Here is a 16783-nt window from a genome sequence, read left to right as displayed (position 1 = left end):
CAGGAAACGCAAGCCGCTTGCGGATTTTGGCCGCTCTGACGTATAGAGACCCCTGATATAGAACATCTGCCATAACAGACCCGGAGGCGAACCATGGCCGGCCATAGTAAATGGGCAAACATTCAGCACCGCAAAGGGCGTCAGGACGCCGCGCGCTCCAAGCTGTTTTCCAAACTTTCCAAAGAGATCACCGTTGCCGCAAAGATGGGCGACCCGGACCCGGAGAAGAACCCGCGTCTGCGTCTGGCGGTGAAAGAAGCCAAGAGCCAGTCCGTGCCAAAGGATGTGATCGAACGCGCGATCAAGAAATCCGTTGCCGGTGACGGGGATGACTATGAAGAAATCCGCTATGAGGGCTATGGCCCCAATGGCGTGGCGGTGATTGTTGAGGCGATGACCGACAACCGCAACCGGACCGCCTCCACCGTGCGCTCGACCTTCTCCAAGAATGGCGGCAACCTGGGCGAGACCGGCTCTGTGGGCTTCATGTTTGACCGCAAGGGCGAGGTGACTTACCCGGCTTCCGTGGGCGATGCGGACGCGGTATTTGAAGCGGCCATTGAGGCGGGTGCCGAGGATGTGGAAAGCTCTGAAGACGGCCACATCATCTGGTGTGAAGACACCGATCTGAACGACGTCTCCAACGCGCTGGAAGCGGCGCTGGGCGAATCTGACAGCACCAAGCTTGTCTGGAAGCCAACCACCACCACCGAGATGGATCTGGAAGGCATGCAGAAGCTGATGAAGCTGATTGACGCGCTGGAAGATGACGACGACGTGCAGCGTGTAACAGCAAACTTTGAAGCCTCTGACGAGGTGATGGAACAGCTGTAAGCGGCTGCGTCCCCGAGATTAAAAAAAAGGCCCGCGGCGGGGAGCTGCGGGCCTTTTGTTTTGCGCGCTTGGAGGAGGTCAGCGCGCGGTGATGACGCCGCAGGCGATGCGCCCGCCGGAGCCACCGATGGGTTGGGAAAAGTGATTGTCCGGATTTGCGTGGATCACCAATGTAGAGCCGTCCTCATCGAGCACTTTGCCTGCGCTCTGATCAAGCATCAGAAGATTTGTATAAAGCTCGACTTCTGCGGTGCCGTCCGCGCCAACGATCAGATTGGGCAGATTGCCTGCGTGCGGGCCGTCAGCGTTGAAGAAGCCATGGGGCAGGTTGCCGGGCATGATATGGCCATGGGCGCCTTTGAAAGTGTCAAGCGGGGCGCATTCTCCGACCGCGTGAAAATGCATGCCGTGTTTGCCCGGTGGCAGGCCTTCGACCGACAGCGAGATCAGAATGCCGCGCGGGCCTTGCATGAAGCTGGCGGAGCCGATGGGGGTGCCTGCGTTGTTGATCAGCGTGGTCTCTGCTGTGGCGGTGATCTGCGGGGCTTCGGCTGAGGCGGCCGACGCGCTGGTGGCGACGGGCGTGATCGCGGCGGGGGCGAACGTGGCGGTCAGGAGGGCGGGAAACAGGAGGGATTTCAAAAACTGCATCTTGGTAGTCCTTCGCTTTGGTTGTCTGCGTGACACTGTCAGGGCGAGGTGGGCAGACCGCGCGGGCGCTCTCTGTCTGTGCGGCCTTCTGGCGACAAGAGAACGGCGCTGGAAAAGCTGTGCCTCACTACATCAACGCGGCGCACGGGGAATTTATGCAAATTTTATTGAAATTGGTTTTATGCGCGGTCAGCGCGGCTGGGATGTGGGTGGCGATGTGGACGGGGATGTGGGCGGCAGGGTTTGCTTGGCCACGCGCTGAACCGCCTTGCTGAGCGCCTCAAGGGCGGGGGCGAGCAGGCGGCTGGATTGCCAGAACAGCGGGGTGTCATAGGTGGTGTCAGGGATCAGCGGCACCAGAGTGCCGCTTTGCAGATGTGGGCGGATCAGAGGCTCCGGGTTCATGCCCCAGCCAAGCCCCAACAGGCTGGCCTCCACAAAGCCGGTGGAGGAGGGCAGGCGGTGGCTGGGTGGCGTGGGGGTGACGCCGAGGTTCCGGGCCATCCAGATCTGTTGCAGCCGGTCCTTGGCGTCAAAGATCAGGACGGGCGCGGTGGCAATCGCCTCTGCCGTGACGCCAGACGGGAAATGGCGCGCCATATAGGTCGGGCTGGCTGAGGCGACGTAGCGCATGGCTCCAAGCGGTGTGCTGTCACAGCCCGCAATGGGCGCCTCATGGGCGGTGACGGCCGCCACCACCTCGCCACGGCGCAGCCAGTCTGCGGAGAAATCCTGATCATCCACCACCAGATCAAACAGCAGGTCGGGCACCTCGGCGGCGGCTTTGAGAAACCATGTGGCGAGGCTGTCGGCGGTCACGGCGATGCGCAGGCGGGCGACGCGGGGCGACAGCGTTTCCAGATCCCGCGCGAGCGCGCCCTCAAGCAGGCCAACCTGATCCAGATGTGCGGCCAGACGGCGGCCGGTCTCGGTGCCCTCACACGGGGTGCCGCGCAGCACCAATGGCATGCCGACACGCTCCTCCAAGGTTTTCAGCCGTTGGGAGATGGCGGATTGGGTCACGCCCAACTCCTGAGCGGCAGCCTCAAAGCTGCCGGTGCGCAGGATCGCGGCGAGGGCGGCGAGATGGGCGTAGTCGAGTTGCATTAATTTTCCTAATGATGTGGCAGATGTTTTAATTTGAGTAATTTTAGGGGGCGCTTTAGTCAATCCGCAAGCTCAGGAAGGACAGCAGATGGTTGAGACAGGCATTGGCACGGGGATTGAGACGGGCATTATGGGCCCCGCAGCGGCAGGGTTTGTGCTTGGATTTTCGCTGATCATGGCGATTGGGGCGCAGAATGCCTTTGTGCTGCGCCAAGGTCTGCGGGGTGAATATGTGCTGCCCTTGGTGCTGACCTGCGCGATCTCTGACACCATCCTGATCACCCTGGGTGTGGCCGGATTTGGCGTGCTGATTGCGGCCAATCCGAGCGCGCTTGATTTTGTGCGTTATGCGGGGGCGGCGTTCCTCTTTGTTTACGGCGCGATGAATTTCCGCGCGGCCATGAAGGGCGGCGACGCGCTTGAAGAGAAGGGCCGCACCGTGGGCAGCCTTGGGGCGGCGGTCACCACCTGTTTGCTGCTGACCTGGGCCAACCCGCATGTCTATCTGGACACGGTGGTGCTGCTTGGGGGGATTTCGGCGCAATATAGCCCCACCTGGGCCTTTGGGCTGGGAGCCGCGGTGGCGAGCTTTGCGTTTTTCTTCTCGCTGGGGTTTGGGGCGCGGCTGTTGCGGCCTTTGTTCACCAATCCGCGCGCCTGGCAGGTGCTGGATGTGCTGGTGGGGCTGACCATGTGGGCGATTGCCGCCAAGCTGATCTGGGGCATGTAGGGGCAGACGGTGTTTGAGGGCGCTGCCCTCGCCCCAACAGGTTGGGGCTTCACCCGGGATATTGGGGGAATGAGAAGGCGGGCGGGCGTGGCAGGTGCTGGCGCAGCACAGAGACTGCACAGAGACTGCACAGAGACTGTGCGCGGGCCGCGGTTTGTCATGAGGCGGTTTGCGGCTAGGTTTGTGGCAGCTGTTGTCTGAGGAGACCCGCCATGAGTTGGAACCCCGCCCTTGAGCCTTCTTGCCCTGATGCTGCGACGCTGGACAGCATTGAGACCGTCATCATTCCCCGCGCGCGTGATCTGGGCGGGTTTTCGGTGCGCCGCGCTCTGCCAGCGCCCAAGCGCCAGATGGTGGGGCCGTTTATTTTCTTTGATGAAATGGGACCGGCGGAGTTTCTGACCGGGCAGGGCATTGATGTGCGCCCGCATCCCCATATCGGGCTGGGCACGGTGACCTATCTTTATCGCGGGGAGTTTGAGCACCGCGACAGTCTTGGCACCCATCAGATGATTTACCCCGGAGAGGTGAACTGGATGGTGGCCGGAAATGGCGTGACCCATTCAGAGCGCACCAGTGAGATGACGCGGCAATCGCCGAGTTCGCTGTTTGGCATTCAGACCTGGATTGCCCTGCCTGAGGACCGTGAGGATGATCCGGCGATGTTTGAGCATCACGGCAAGGAGGCGCTGCCGTTTCTGGAAGGCGAGGGCAAAGAGGTGCGGCTGATCCTTGGGGATGCCTGGGGCGCGCGTGCGCCGGTGACGATGCTGTCTGAGACCTTTTATGCCGATGTGGTGCTGCAGCCCGGTGCCAAGCTGCCGATGCCGGACAATCATGAGGATCGCGGGCTTTACGTGCTGCAGGGCGCGGTGGAGATCGCGGGGGATGTGTTTGAGCCCGGGCAGATGATGGTGTTTCGCCCCGGGGATGCGATCACGGCGGTGGCCGGGCCGCAGGGCGCGCGGCTGATGGCGCTGGGCGGCGCCACGATGAACGGGCCGCGCTATATTTCCTGGAACTTCGTCAGCTCCAGCAAAGAGAAGATCGAGGCCGCCAAGGCAGATTGGTCTGCCGGGGATTGGGCGCATGGGCGCTTTCAGTTGCCGCCGGGGGACACGGAGGAGTTTATCCCACTGCCTTAAGCGGCAGCGCCCTTTGGAGGGGAAGCGGGGGGCTTACATGGCCTGAGGAAGCGGTTGGCCATGTTGTTCAGGCGCGACGTCCAGAAGGCTCAGAGCTTCGCCGCAGAGTTCGATGTTTTTCTGCGAGCCCTGCACGGCGGCCTGGGTGTTGTCTTTGATGCTGCGGATTTCAGAGACAATCTCGGAATAGAGCGGCAGCTGGCGGCGGGTCTCCTCGCTGCTCGCCGTGATATTGGCGACCAGCCCGTCGATGTTTTCCTGAATGGAGCGGGTCAGGGTGCGGCAGGCCTCGCCGCGCTCAAGGCTCTTTTCGGCGGCGATGGCGACTTTGCCAACGGTTTCAGACAGATCGGCCTGCGCCTGTTGCAGCCCTTCCATGCGCTCCAGAATGCGGGAGATGTCAGCATCTGCCATATCGGCAAGCTCGCGCACCTCGCCCGCGATGATGGCAAAGCCGCGGCCCTGCTCACCGGCGCGGGCGGCCTCGATGCCGGAGTTGAGCGCCAGAAGGCGGATGCGGTCGGCCAGCCCACGAATGGCTTCAGAGGCGCTGCCGACCTCCGCAAGGGTGGTTTCGATCTTTGCCACCGGAGTGGCGATGTGGGTGATCTGTTGGGTGGTGTCGGTGGTCAGATCGAGAAATCCGTCTACCTCCAAGGTGACGTCGCGCACGGAATTGCCGACCTGCGCGGCTTTCTGGGCTGCGCGGTTGGCGCCTTCGCTGAGGGTGTCAAACACCACGCCGAGGCTTTCGGCCTGAGTGATGAGGTTGGTGATGAATTCCACACGTTCGCGGGAGGTGCGGTTCACGTTGGAGGCGTTGTTGCGGATGGTTTCGACCCGCGCGGTGGCGTCTTGCAGGCCGTCCGGATAGACGGTGCGCTCTTCCACCACGGTGCGGATCTCGATCTCCGGCGCGCGTTCTGCCTCGATCTCTTCGCTGGGGCGCGCTTTGGGCTGCGCAAAATAGGTCGACAGGCTGCTGACGCAGAAGGGGATCACGGCGGTCAGGCAGGCGGCCAGAGGATCAAAGGTGGCCTCTCCAAAAAGCGCGGGCCACTGGTTGATGAAGGTCAGAAGCGGGCCAACGATGCTGGCAGCGATCAGGCCGCGTTTGAGCGACAGGCGCACGGCGGGAGGAAGAGACTGTGAAGAACGCATTAAAGACCACCTTGTTCCAGCAGCTACGGTTTAGGCCGCGCGTCCCAATATTTTGTAAACGGGCTGCATCAAATGCCGGGGGCAACGGGCTGACCACGGGCAGGGCCGGGCCAAGAGTGGGGGCGGGGCTGCCGTGGCGCAAGAGGCTCGCGGGCAGATGACGGAGTTTTGAAGGTTAACCTGTTTGCTACCTCGACTCTTAGGGCGGCGCATGCCTAAGTGAGGCCATGACAGATGCAGCTCAGACAGGTGCGGAGGCGGGGTCTCCGCTGAAAGGCGTGTTTTGGATGCTGGCCACGGGGCTGTGCTTTGTGGCGGTGACGGCTTTGGTGAAGCTGGTGGGCACAAGGCTGCCCGCCTCCGAGACGGCCTTTCTGCGCTATGCGCTGGGCGTGGTGTTTCTGATCCCGATGATCCGGCCCATTCTGGCGGCCAAGCTGAGCCGCCGGCAGGTGGGGCTGTTCACGCTGAGAGGGGTCTTGCACACGGGGGCCGTGGTGGCGTGGTTTTTCGCCATGGCGCGAATCCCAATCGCCGAAGTGACGGCGATGAATTATCTCTCGCCGGTTTATGTGACGCTGGGCGCGGCGTTCTTCCTCGGGGAAAAGCTGGCGTTTCGTCGGATTGCGGCGGTGATTGTGGCGCTTATTGGCGTGACGATCATTCTGCGGCCGGGGTTTCGCGAGCTCAGCCCCGGGCATTTTGCCATGCTGTTCACGGCGCTGGGCTTTGCCGGAGGCTATCTGATTGCCAAGAAGCTGAGCGAAGAGGTCAGCCCGACTGTGGTGGTTGGCATGTTGTCTGTCACGGTCACCATCGGGCTTGCGCCGCTGGCGCTGTCGGTTTGGGTGACGCCTACGTTTGAAGAGCTGGTGATCCTGTTTGCGGTGGCCTGTTTTGCCACGGCGGGCCACTACACCATGACGCTGGCGTTTAAGGCCGCGCCGGTCACCGTGACCCAGCCGGTGAGCTTTTTGCAGATGGTCTGGGCGGTGCTGCTGGGCTGGCTGGCCTTTGGCGAGCAGCCCGATGTCTGGGTGCTGGTGGGGGCGCTGGTGATCATCGGGGCGATCAGCTTCATCACCTGGCGGGAGGCGGTGTTCAAACGGCGTCAGATCACGCCACTGGTGGGGCAGACCAAGATGTGAGCGCTCACAGGCCGCGACATTGCGGTGTCGCCTTTGAGATTGCGCCACCGGTGGGCGCGCGCCTAGTGTCGCGCAAACCCGGCAACAGGAGGACCCCATATGACCCGCCCCAATATTCTGATTTTTATGGTGGATCAGCTCAATGGGACGTTGTTTCCCGATGGGCCTGCAGACTGGCTGCATGCGCCGAACCTGAAAAAGCTGGCGGCGCGCTCCACACGGTTTCAGAACGCCTATACCGCCAGCCCGCTGTGCGCGCCGGGACGGGCGAGCTTTATGACCGGCCAGCTACCCAGCGACACGCGGGTTTATGACAATGCGGCGGAGTTTGCCTCCTCTATCCCCACGTACGCGCATCATTTGCGCCGGGCGGGCTATCAGACCTGTCTGTCAGGGAAGATGCATTTTGTTGGGCCGGATCAGCTGCACGGCTTTGAGGAGCGGCTGACCACAGATATCTATCCGCCGGATTTTGGCTGGACGCCGGATTACCGCAAGCCGGGCGAACGCATTGAGTGGTGGTATCACAATATGGGCAGCGTCACCGGGGCCGGGGTCGCGGAAATCTCCAACCAGATGGAGTATGACGACGAGGTGGCCTATCACGCCACGCGCAAGGTCTATGATCTGGCGCGGGGGCATGATGATCGGCCCTGGTGTCTGACGGTCAGTTTCACCCACCCGCATGATCCCTATGTGGCGCGCAAGAAATATTGGGATCTTTATGAGGATTGCGCGCATCTGCTGCCGGAGGTGGGGCCGATCCCCTATGAAGAGCAGGACGCGCATTCCAAGCGGATCTTTGATGCCAATGACTGGCGCAGTTTTGACATTTCTGAGGAAGATGTGCGCCGGTCCCGCCGGGCCTATTTTGCCAATATCAGCTATCTGGACGACAAGATTGGCGAGGTGATGGAGGCGCTGGAGGCGACCCGTCAGGAGGCGATCATCCTGTTTGTGAGTGACCACGGCGATATGCTGGGGGCGCGCGGGCTGTGGTTCAAGATGAGCTTTTATGAAGGCTCAAGCCGGGTGCCGATGATGGTGGCGGCGCCGCAGATGGAACCGGGGCTGGTGACAACGCCAGTAAGCAATATCGACGTTTGCCCCACGCTCTGTGATCTGGCGGGGGTGAGCATGGAGGAGGTCATGCCCTGGACCACGGGGGAGAGCCTTGTGCATTTGGGGCAGGGCGGCACGCGGGATACGCCGGTGGCGATGGAATATGCGGCGGAGGCCTCTTATGCGCCGATGGTGTCGCTGCGCTATGGCAAGTGGAAGTACAACCGCTGTGCGCTCGATCCCGATCAGCTGTTTGATCTGGAGGCCGATCCCCATGAGCTGACCAACCTCGCCGAAGTGGCGGCCCATCAAGGCACGGTGCAGACATTGCGCGCCAAATCAGAGGCGCGCTGGGATCTGGCGGCGTTTGATGCGGCGGTGCGGGAAAGTCAGGCGCGGCGCTGGGTGGTTTATGAGGCGCTGCGGGAAGGCGGCTATTATCCGTGGGATTATCAGCCGCTGCAGAAAGCCTCTGAGCGCTATATGCGCAATCACATGGATCTGAATGTGGTGGAAGAAAACCAGCGCTTCCCGCGCGGCGAGTGAGGCGCTTTGGGTATTTTTGACCTGTAAGAAGCGGAGGCGCTCTTGGGCTTCTTACAGGGGCGCCGCCAAGCGGGGGCGGCCCCCTTTGCCCGGTCTCAGATGACGGGTCAGCTGTTGGAGCGTGTCAGGAGCAGATTGGCCACTGCGCGCGCTTCCTCGCGCGCCAGCGCCGGGTTGAGAGGGGCATCTGATTGCGCCGCTTCCAGCCAGACGCCATCCATATAGCACTGCAACGCCTCGCGCATGGTTTCGCGATGGGTTTCAGGAACCAGCGCGCGCAGCTCGGCGCGGAAATGGGCGTTCACCCGGGCGCGGTTGATGCGGTGCAGCCGTTGCAGAGAGGGCGCGTAAGGCGCGTTGGCCCAGAACTGCATCCAGATTGAGCATTGCTCGATGGTGAAAAGCCGATCCGAAAAGTTGGCGTCAATCACCGCCATTAGCCGGTCATGCGGGGTTTCGGCGGTGGCGTAGCGCTCCAGCATCGCGGCTTTCAGCTTAGAAAGCAGGCGACGCATGGTGGCCTCCATCAGCTTTTCCTTGGAGCCGAAATAATAGTTGATCGAGGCGGCGGAGGCCCCGGCCTCGGCAGCGATTTCCGCCATGGTGACAACAGCATAGCCGCGTTTGTGCACCGCCGTGATGGTGGCGGTGATGAGTTCCTCATGTCGGATGTCGCGGATACGTGTTCGGCCCATGCTGCCACTTTAACGTGCTGGTGGGTGGGAGCAATGTTGTTGTTTCAATAAAAAAATGAAATGACCATTTAAAAAATGATCGGGCGGTGCTACGGTCGCGCCCAATTGAGATTCCGCGCGCCTGTCTTATCGGCGGGTGTGCCACCAAAGGAGCCAGCCATGCAGCTGCAACCAACCGCCAGTCATTTCATCAACGGGGCCTATGTAGAGGACACTGCCGGAGCGCAGATTGACATCGTCTATCCGGCCACAGGCGAGGTGATTGGCAAGGTGCATGCGGCGACGCCGGCGATCATTGATCAGGCGCTGGAGAGCGCCAAGGCGGGGCAGAAGATCTGGGCGGCGATGACCGGTCGCGAGCGTGGCCGCATCCTGTGCCGCGCGGCGGAGATCATCCGCGAGCGCAACCACGAGCTTTCCGTGCTGGAGACCTATGACACCGGCAAGCCTTTTCAGGAGACCAGCGTCGCAGATGCCACCAGCGGTGCGGATGCGCTGGAGTATTTTGGCGGCCTTGCGGGCAGCCTGACCGGCGAGCACATCCCGCTGGGCGAGGACTGGGTCTATACTGTGCGCCAGCCGCTGGGTGTTTGTGTTGGTATCGGTGCGTGGAACTATCCGACGCAGATCGCCTGCTGGAAAGGCGCACCTGCCTTGGCCTGCGGCAATGCGCTGGTGTTCAAACCGTCGGAAACCACGCCGATGTGCGCCTTGAAAGTGGCGGAAATCCTGCATGAGGCCGGTGTGCCTGCGGGGGTTTACAATGTCGTTCAGGGCATGGGCGAAGTGGGCGGCGCGCTGGTGAATGATCCGCGCGTGGACAAGGTGAGCCTGACCGGCTCTGTGCCCACCGGCAAGAAAGTCTACGCCGCCGCCGCGAGCCATATGAAGCATGTGACCATGGAGCTGGGCGGCAAGTCTCCGTTGATCATCTTTGATGATGCGGATGTGGAAAACGCCGTGGGCGGGGCCATTCTGGGCAACTTCTACAGCTCCGGTCAGATCTGCTCCAACGGCACGCGGGTGTTTGTGCAAAAGGGCATCAAGGAGAAATTCCTCGCCCGTCTGGCAGAGCGTCTGGGCACGGCGGTGATTGGCGATCCTCTGGATGAGGCCACCAGCTATGGCCCGATGGTGTCTGAGCGTCAGATGAACATTGTGCTTGGCTTTATGGAGAAAGGCCAAGAGGAAGGCGCACGGCTGGTGTGCGGCGGCAAGCGTGTGGAGCGTGAGGGCTTCTATCTTGAGCCCACCGTCTTTGCCGATGTCACTGATGAGATGACCATCGCGCGCGAAGAGATCTTTGGCCCGGTCATGTCGGTGCTGGATTTTGACACCGAAGAAGAGGTGATTGCGCGCGCCAATGCGACCGAGTTCGGCCTGTCTGCCGGTGTGTTCACCTCTGATCTGACCCGTGGTCACCGCGTGATTGGCCTGCTGGATGCGGGCAGCTGTTTCATCAACTCCTACAACGACGCCCCTGTGGAAGCGCCCTTTGGCGGGGTGAAAGCCTCCGGTGTGGGTCGCGAAAACAGCAAGGAAGCGATCAATCACTACAGCCAGGTGAAGTCGGTCTACGTGCGCATGGGCGACGTGGAAGCGCCTTACTAAACGCGGCCCGCGCGGACGCCCCTCTGTCGGAGAAGAATGACTATGCAGGCTGATTATGTGATCGTTGGAGCGGGCTCTGCGGGCTGCGCCATGGCGTATCGTCTGAGCGAGGCCGGGAAATCGGTGCTGGTGATTGAGCATGGCGGCACGGACGCCGGGCCGCTGATCCAGATGCCGGCGGCGTTGAGCTATCCGATGAACATGAGCCTTTATGACTGGGGCTACAAAACCCAGCCGGAGCCGCATCTGGGCGGGCGGACATTGGTCTGCCCGCGTGGCAAGGTGATTGGCGGGTCAAGCTCGATCAACGGCATGGTCTATGTGCGCGGCCATGCGGGCGATTATGACCATTGGGCCGAGAGCGGCGCGGATGGCTGGTCTTATGCGGATGTGCTGCCCTACTTCAAACGCATGGAAAGCTGGCATGAAAGCGGGCAGGGGGGCGATCCGGACTGGCGCGGGGCCAATGGGCCGCTGCACATCAGCCGCGGGCCGCGCAACAACCCGCTGCATGCGGCTTTTGTCGAGGCGGGGCGTCAGGCGGGCTATCCCGTCACCGATGATTACAACGGTCAGCAGCAAGAGGGCTTCGGCCCGATGGATATGACCGTTTACAAGGGCCAGCGCTGGTCGGCGGCCAATGCCTATCTCAAGCCTGCGCTGAAGCGTGAAAACTGTGATCTTGTGCGCGGCCTGGCGCGCAAGGTGGTGATGGAAAACGGCCGTGCCGTGGGCGTGGAGATTGAGCGTGGCGGCAAGGTGCAGGTGATCCGCGCCAATATCGAGGTGATCTTGTCGGCCAGCTCGCTCAACTCGCCAAAGCTGTTGATGCTTTCGGGCATTGGCCCTGCGGCGCATCTGGCGGAGCATGGCATTGAGGTGGTCGCGGACCGTGCGGGGGTGGGCCAGAACCTGCAGGACCACCTTGAGGTCTATATGCAGATGGCCTGCAAACAGCCGATCACCCTGTTCAAATACTGGAACCTGATTGGCAAAGGCCTGATCGGGGCGCAGTGGCTTTTCACCAAGAAAGGCCTTGGGGCGTCCAACCAGTTTGAAACGGCCGGGTTTATCCGCTCGCGCGCGGGGATTTCCTATCCCGATATCCAGTATCACTTCCTGCCGATTGCGGTGCGCTATGACGGGCAGGCCGCTGCCGAAGGGCACGGCTTTCAGGCGCATGTGGGGCCGATGCGCTCGCCGTCGCGCGGCGAAGTCACGCTGTCCTCGTCTGATCCGAAGGCTGCGCCCAATATCTCCTTCAACTACATGTCGACCGAGCAGGACTGGGAGGATTTCCGTGCCTGTATCCGCCTGACACGGGAGATTTTTGCACAAGAGGCGATGCGGCCGTTTGTGAAACATGAGATCCAGCCGGGTGCGGATTTGCAGAGTGATGATGAGATCGACGGCTTCATTCGCGAGCATGCGGAAAGCGCCTATCACCCCTGTGGCACCTGCAAGATGGGCCGCGCGGATGATCCGATGGCGGTGGTGGACAATGAGTGCCGCGTGATCGGGGTGGATGGGCTGCGCGTGGCGGACAGCTCGATCTTCCCGCGCATCACCAACGGCAATCTCAATGGGCCGTCGATCATGACGGGGGAGAAGGCCTCAGATCACATTCTGGGGCGTCAGCTGGCGTCCTCAAATGCGGCGCCGTGGTTCCACCCTGAGTGGCAGGTGGCGCAGCGCTGAGGCTCTGAAAGCCTACGTGCGCGGCTCTACCTTAGGTGACATGGCGCATACGCTAAAAACTGCATTTGTCGTGCGGATTTGATCGGGGTCAAAGTTGGCCCCGATTCTCGTTGGTATGGTGCTGTCGGACCTAAGAAAAAGGAGCGAACAGCATGTCTAACACCCCACATGAGCTGGCCGAAGAATTCCCTGAATTTGCAGAGAAAATGAGTGCGCTGAAAGTGAGCGACAAGCATTTTGCAAAGCTCGCGGCGGACTATCATGAGATCAACCGCAAGGTGCACACTGCAGAAACCAACGTGGCACCGCGCGAAGAGCTGGCCGAAGTGGATCTGCGCAAGCGTCGCGGTGCGCTGAAAGATGAGATTTACGCCTATCTGAAAGCCAACTGAGCTTTGGCCATCGCTTAAAAAGCTACGCTCCGCCGGAGGGGACTCGGGCGGAGCGTATCCGTGTTTCATGACATATTAGGGCGCATTTCATGAAACACTGTGAACAAGGTGCTTGCCTTAGAACTTGAAGCGCACACCCAGGTTCACGGAGGTGTTGGACAGGTCGTCAGACACGCTGGCGGTGCCACCCGGGGAGGTGCGGGTGCCTGTGACGTCAAAGCCGCGGGTGTAGCGCACATCACCAAACAGGGCGACCTGATCGTTGATGTCATAGGACGTGCCTGCGATCAGCTGGGCGGTGAAGACTTCGTCGTCGCCGCGGATGGTCACGCCGTTGCCGTAAGAGATGTCCTGATCAAAGAAGCCAACACCCACACCGGCACCAAAGTACGGGGTGAATTTGGAGCTGGTTTCCACGTCAACGATCAGGTTGCCGAGCAGGTAGGTGGCGGAGATGTCGCCATCCGGGTTGGCTTCTGCACCGGCACCGTTGCCGCTGAAGTCTACGGCGGTGATATCGTTGGAGCGGTAGGAGAGTTCGACTTCGCCGCGCAGGGAAAGGCCGTTTCCAAAGCTGGTGATACCGCGGCCCACTGCGATGCCGACTGCCAGATCATCGTCAAGATCGGAGCGCACATTCTGGGTGCCGCCGCCGATGATGCCGGAGTGGTTGGCGTCATCCGCGAAGGAGTAGCCGAGGGAGCCCTGCACATACCAATCGTTGGCGAAGGCTGGAGCTGCGAGTGTTGTGGAGGCGAGCAGCGCTGCGCCGAGGAGAGAGCGGGTGAACATGAGACTGGCCCTTTGTCTTGCTAATCGTGTTGTTGTGTCGTGGGGCCAAGCTGCACAGCGCGGGGGCAACTGTCATTTCACAAGCGCAAAAGAAAATGTGTGACCGCGCCATTGAACAATTTTCAAACAGGGCGCGAGTTTTGGGAAATATAACCATTTCAGAGGGTTGTGTGATGCGCACGCAGCGCGTGTGGCTCACAGGGGGATGGTTCGCCCCCTTGGGGTGCAACATGGCTCACGCTTTGGTGAGCGATGCGGCGGGTTTGGGGCCGCGCCTTTGGTCAGCCCACGTCGTAGGGGAGCACATCGCGGCGGTTCTCGTCAATCGTCAGGCGGCGCTCCAGCGGCGGCACAGAGCGCTGATGGCAGTGTGTGCGTTCACAAATCCGACAGGAGATGCCGATCGGTTCAAAGGCCTGCGGGTTGTCGAGCTCCATATGGTCGGCATAGACCAGCGCGTCGGCGTGGCGGATCTCGCATCCAAGCGCGATGGCGTAGCGGCGCACGGGCGCGCCGAAGTGTCCACCGGATTTGGAGACATCCCGCGCGAGGGAAATATAGCGCACGCCGTCTGGTGTCTCGGCGAGCTGGCGCAGGAAGTGGCCGGGGGTCTCAAAGGCGCGGTGGACGTTCCAGAGCGGGCAAGCGCCGCCGAAGCGGGCAAACTGCAGGCGGGTTGCGGAGTGGCGCTTGGTGATGGTGCCGGCCTGATCCACGCGCACAAAGAAGAAGGGGATGCCTTTGTTGCCGGGGCGCTGCAGGGTGGAAAGCCGGTGGGCGATCTGTTCGATGGAAGCGCCAAAGCGGTTGGCCAGCAGTTCCAGATCGTGGCGTGTGTCGCGCGCGGCCTCCAAGAAAGTGCCGTAGGGCATGAGGGCTGCACCCGCGAAATAGTTGGCAAGGCCGATCTTGGCGATGGAGCGGGCGGCGTCGCTTTGGAAGCGGGCGAAATCCAGCGTGGCTTCAAGCAATGTGCCGTGCTGGAGCAGGGCGACCTGCAACAGAAGCTGGAAGGTCTGGGTTTCAGGCTGGGCGTAGCGTGAGATTTGCAGGCGCTGGGTGTCCGCATCAAAGGCGCGCAGGTGATCGACATCGGTGAAGGACACGGCGATGCCAGCCTCCCGCAGCGCGGCAAGGGCGGCGGCGCGGACGCCGCCGTGTTCGACCGCCTGTTGGGCAAAGCGCTCGGCGGCGTGGTCCACCGCGTCGATGTAGTTGTCACAGTAGTGGAAGAAGTCGCGGACCTCGTCCCAGGGGCTCGACTGCATCTGCACGTCCTGACGTCCGAGCGCTTCGTCCAGGGAGGCAAGGCGTTCATGGGTCTGCCGGTAAGCGCGGTGCAGCTCCAGAAAGGCGCGGGCCAGCGCGGGGGCGTTGGAGGCGGCGAGGCGCAGATCGGCCAGCGGGGCGGAGGTTTCGGCAAGGACCGGATCCGCCAGCGCTTCGCGCATGTCAGAGACAAGGCGCTCGCTGTCTCCGGTGCTGAGCTCTGTCACGTCCAGCCCGAATTCTTGGGCGAGGGCGAGCACAACCGTGGTGGAGACTGGGCGGTTGTTGTTTTCCATCTGGTTCAGATAGGGCAGGGAGACGCCGAGTTTCTGGGCGAAGTCCTTTTGTGTGAGCGTCAGCCGCGTGCGGATTTCGCGTAGCTTTGCGCCTGCGTAGAGCTTTTGCGTTGGCACAGTGGTCCTCCCGTGGTCCCCCGGTTTGCATAGCTGCAAAGATAGCTTTGCAAATCTCGCTGCGCCAGCGGGATTTTGCAAGGTGCGACGATGGGGCGGTGCAGGTTTGAAGCGAAGATGTGCGGCGGGGGGGTTAGAGGCGCAGTTGCTTTTCTCGCAGCATCACAAGGGCGATGGCCAGCACCGCGCAGCCTGCGGTGGCCACCATCAGCCAGAGCAGGGGGAAGGCGCCGGTTTCCGGTGTCAGCAGCGTGCCTGCCAGCGCCGAGAGTGCCGCGCCGCCGCCAATCATGATTGCACCGGTGAGGCCGGAGGCGGTGCCTGCCAGCTGCGGGCGCACGGACAAAGCACCTGCGGTGGCGTTGGGGATGGCAAGCCCATTGCCGATGCCGACAAAGCTCATGAAGCCAAAGAACACCTCGGCGGAGCCAAAACCCATGTAGAAGATCGACAGCGAGGTGGCGATGCCAAGGCCGCAGATCAGGCAGCCCGCCATAACCATGCGGTTCACGCCGATGCGCGCGGAGTAGCGGCCTGCCAGGAAGTTGCCGATGAAATAGCCCACTGCGGGCGCGCCGAAATAGATGCCCATCTGCGAGGAGGTCATGCCAAAAAGTTCGGTGGCCACATAAGGTGCGCCGCCGAGGTAGGCAAAGAAGGCGCCGGAGGTGAAGCCGTTGGCCAGCGAGTAGCCCCAGAAGCGCGGGCTGGTCAGCAGCTCGGGATATTGGCGGACCTGTTCTCCAAGGCTGAGACCGCTGGCGGATTTGGTTTCGCCCAGATCGCGGTAGGCCAGCCAGAAGATCGCAAGCCCCACAAGAAAGAGCATCCAGAAGCTGGCTTGCCAGCCAAAGGCCGCATCCAGCACGCCACCTAGGGCGGGGCCAAGCATGGGCACCACGGTCATGCCCATGGTGACATAGCCGATCATGGAGGCGGCCTCATCGGTGGAGACCATATCGCGCACCACGGCGCGGGTCAGCACCATGGCGACAACCACCGCCGCCTGAAGCATGCGGAAGGTCAGGAAGGTGGCGGCATTGGGGGCAAAGATGCAGCCCAAAGTGGCCAGCAGAAAGATCACCATGCCGCAGAGGATCACCGGGCGGCGGCCAAACTTGTCCGAGATCGGCCCAACCACAATCTGCAGCACGCCGTTCACCGCGAGATAGACCGCGATGGATAGCTGCATCACCGCATAATCCGTGCCGTAATAGGTCGCCATGGAGGGTAGGCTTGGCAGGAAGATGTTCATGCACAGCGCAGAGACGCCTGCCAGCAGGATCAAGGTGATGATGTGTGGTGGCGTGGTGCGGTCCAGAAAAGTGCCGCGGGTCTGGCTGTTCATGGGCTAAGAGGTAGGGGGGCACCCTTTCAATGTCCATGAAGAAATTTCAGATGTGAAGGATTTGCGGATTTGCAATTCGCACCCTTGGAGTTTCATCTGATTTGCAAATTTGCCGAATAAAGCTTTTGCCGCGGGCATGTCCTTCTTATGGTATCGTTCAACCGAGGTGTGCGCCTGTGTT

At 61.7% G+C, this 16783-nt stretch carries 15 protein-coding genes; 8 read left to right on the top strand and 7 right to left on the bottom strand.

All coding sequences use genetic code 11. From position 1 onward, the window contains the following. The first annotated feature begins 93 nt into the window (after window positions 1–93). Window positions 94–834 (top strand): YebC/PmpR family DNA-binding transcriptional regulator, encoded by a 741-nt coding sequence (locus ACO07T_RS17865; RefSeq protein ID WP_209066062.1) that lies wholly within the window; start codon window positions 94–96, stop codon window positions 832–834. Window positions 835–912: 78 nt separating this feature from the next. Here ACO07T_RS17865 and ACO07T_RS17860 read toward each other — a convergent pair whose 3' ends face one another. Beyond that, entirely contained in the window at window positions 913–1485 is a 573-nt protein-coding gene (locus ACO07T_RS17860; protein WP_422050471.1) for a superoxide dismutase family protein, read from the bottom strand. A gap of 189 nt (window positions 1486–1674) precedes the next feature. Then, on the bottom strand, window positions 1675–2592 hold the full coding sequence (locus ACO07T_RS17855) for a LysR family transcriptional regulator ArgP (protein ID WP_422050470.1): 918 nt from the start codon (window positions 2590–2592) through the stop codon (window positions 1675–1677). 88 nt (window positions 2593–2680) lie between these two features. Here ACO07T_RS17855 and ACO07T_RS17850 point away from each other — a divergent pair, with 88 nt between their 5' ends. Continuing rightward, window positions 2681–3322 carry a LysE/ArgO family amino acid transporter gene (locus tag ACO07T_RS17850; protein ID WP_422050469.1) on the top strand — a complete coding sequence of 214 codons (642 nt, stop codon included), beginning with the start codon at window positions 2681–2683 and terminating at the stop codon, window positions 3320–3322. Window positions 3323–3534: 212 nt separating this feature from the next. Next, window positions 3535–4467, top strand: a complete 933-nt coding sequence (locus tag ACO07T_RS17845) for a pirin family protein (protein WP_422050468.1) — start codon at window positions 3535–3537, stop codon at window positions 4465–4467. 33 nt (window positions 4468–4500) lie between these two features. On the opposite strand, the gene ACO07T_RS17840 is transcribed toward ACO07T_RS17845, so the two are convergent. Then, complete coding sequence (locus ACO07T_RS17840) at window positions 4501–5628, bottom strand: methyl-accepting chemotaxis protein (protein WP_422050467.1); 1128 nt, start codon at window positions 5626–5628, stop codon at window positions 4501–4503. 227 nt (window positions 5629–5855) lie between these two features. On the opposite strand from ACO07T_RS17840, the gene ACO07T_RS17835 reads away from it, so the two are divergent. Next, window positions 5856–6776, top strand: a complete 921-nt coding sequence (locus ACO07T_RS17835; RefSeq protein ID WP_422050466.1) for a DMT family transporter — start codon at window positions 5856–5858, stop codon at window positions 6774–6776. A gap of 99 nt (window positions 6777–6875) precedes the next feature. Next, window positions 6876–8384, top strand: coding sequence for a choline-sulfatase (gene betC, locus ACO07T_RS17830; RefSeq protein WP_422050465.1), 1509 nt, complete (start codon window positions 6876–6878; stop codon window positions 8382–8384). 107 nt (window positions 8385–8491) lie between these two features. Here the strand turns inward: betC and betI are convergent, their stop codons facing one another. Continuing rightward, entirely contained in the window at window positions 8492–9079 is a 588-nt protein-coding gene (gene betI / locus ACO07T_RS17825; protein ID WP_422050464.1) for a choline-responsive transcriptional repressor BetI, read from the bottom strand. Window positions 9080–9238: 159 nt separating this feature from the next. On the opposite strand from betI, the gene betB reads away from it, so the two are divergent. From betB to ACO07T_RS17810, 3 genes are all read left to right on the top strand, one after another. After that, window positions 9239–10690 carry a betaine-aldehyde dehydrogenase gene (gene betB / locus ACO07T_RS17820; RefSeq protein WP_422050463.1) on the top strand — a complete coding sequence of 484 codons (1452 nt, stop codon included), beginning with the start codon at window positions 9239–9241 and terminating at the stop codon, window positions 10688–10690. 42 nt (window positions 10691–10732) lie between these two features. Continuing rightward, window positions 10733–12388 (top strand): choline dehydrogenase, encoded by a 1656-nt coding sequence (betA, locus tag ACO07T_RS17815; RefSeq protein ID WP_422050462.1) that lies wholly within the window; start codon window positions 10733–10735, stop codon window positions 12386–12388. 152 nt (window positions 12389–12540) lie between these two features. Beyond that, the gene (locus ACO07T_RS17810; RefSeq protein WP_209063901.1) at window positions 12541–12780 is read left to right on the top strand and encodes a YdcH family protein; all 240 of its coding nucleotides are present in this window, start codon (window positions 12541–12543) and stop codon (window positions 12778–12780) included. Between the two features lie 117 nt (window positions 12781–12897). On the opposite strand, the gene ACO07T_RS17805 is transcribed toward ACO07T_RS17810, so the two are convergent. The 3 genes from ACO07T_RS17805 to ACO07T_RS17795 form a co-directional block, all read right to left on the bottom strand. Then, window positions 12898–13572, bottom strand: a complete 675-nt coding sequence (locus ACO07T_RS17805; RefSeq protein WP_422050461.1) for an outer membrane protein — start codon at window positions 13570–13572, stop codon at window positions 12898–12900. A gap of 281 nt (window positions 13573–13853) precedes the next feature. After that, window positions 13854–15254: a helix-turn-helix domain-containing protein gene (locus tag ACO07T_RS17800; protein ID WP_209081122.1), complete on the bottom strand. Its 1401-nt coding sequence runs from the start codon at window positions 15252–15254 to the stop codon at window positions 13854–13856. A gap of 133 nt (window positions 15255–15387) precedes the next feature. Continuing rightward, the gene (locus tag ACO07T_RS17795) at window positions 15388–16602 is read right to left on the bottom strand and encodes a multidrug effflux MFS transporter (protein WP_422050460.1); all 1215 of its coding nucleotides are present in this window, start codon (window positions 16600–16602) and stop codon (window positions 15388–15390) included. Window positions 16603–16783: the final 181 nt, after the last annotated feature.

It is taken from the genome of Shimia sp. (genome assembly GCF_965227725.1).
GTDB lineage: Bacteria > Pseudomonadota > Alphaproteobacteria > Rhodobacterales > Rhodobacteraceae > Shimia.
The sequence above is the reverse complement of the archived record's forward strand: the minus strand, read 5'-3'. Positions and strand labels throughout refer to the sequence as shown.

Coding starts and splice junctions, on each gene's coding strand:
- betA (WP_422050462.1), top strand. CDS start 10,733: ATGCAGGCTGATTATGTGATCGTTGGAGCGGGCTCTGCGGGCTGCGCC.
- betI (WP_422050464.1), bottom strand. CDS start 9,079: ATGGGCCGAACACGTATCCGCGACATCCGACATGAGGAACTCATCACC.
- ACO07T_RS17795 (WP_422050460.1), bottom strand. CDS start 16,602: ATGAACAGCCAGACCCGCGGCACTTTTCTGGACCGCACCACGCCACCA.
- ACO07T_RS17805 (WP_422050461.1), bottom strand. CDS start 13,572: ATGTTCACCCGCTCTCTCCTCGGCGCAGCGCTGCTCGCCTCCACAACA.
- ACO07T_RS17845 (WP_422050468.1), top strand. CDS start 3,535: ATGAGTTGGAACCCCGCCCTTGAGCCTTCTTGCCCTGATGCTGCGACG.
- ACO07T_RS17835 (WP_422050466.1), top strand. CDS start 5,856: ATGACAGATGCAGCTCAGACAGGTGCGGAGGCGGGGTCTCCGCTGAAA.
- ACO07T_RS17855 (WP_422050470.1), bottom strand. CDS start 2,592: ATGCAACTCGACTACGCCCATCTCGCCGCCCTCGCCGCGATCCTGCGC.
- ACO07T_RS17810 (WP_209063901.1), top strand. CDS start 12,541: ATGTCTAACACCCCACATGAGCTGGCCGAAGAATTCCCTGAATTTGCA.
- ACO07T_RS17840 (WP_422050467.1), bottom strand. CDS start 5,628: ATGCGTTCTTCACAGTCTCTTCCTCCCGCCGTGCGCCTGTCGCTCAAA.
- ACO07T_RS17860 (WP_422050471.1), bottom strand. CDS start 1,485: ATGCAGTTTTTGAAATCCCTCCTGTTTCCCGCCCTCCTGACCGCCACG.
- ACO07T_RS17865 (WP_209066062.1), top strand. CDS start 94: ATGGCCGGCCATAGTAAATGGGCAAACATTCAGCACCGCAAAGGGCGT.
- betB (WP_422050463.1), top strand. CDS start 9,239: ATGCAGCTGCAACCAACCGCCAGTCATTTCATCAACGGGGCCTATGTA.
- betC (WP_422050465.1), top strand. CDS start 6,876: ATGACCCGCCCCAATATTCTGATTTTTATGGTGGATCAGCTCAATGGG.
- ACO07T_RS17850 (WP_422050469.1), top strand. CDS start 2,681: ATGGTTGAGACAGGCATTGGCACGGGGATTGAGACGGGCATTATGGGC.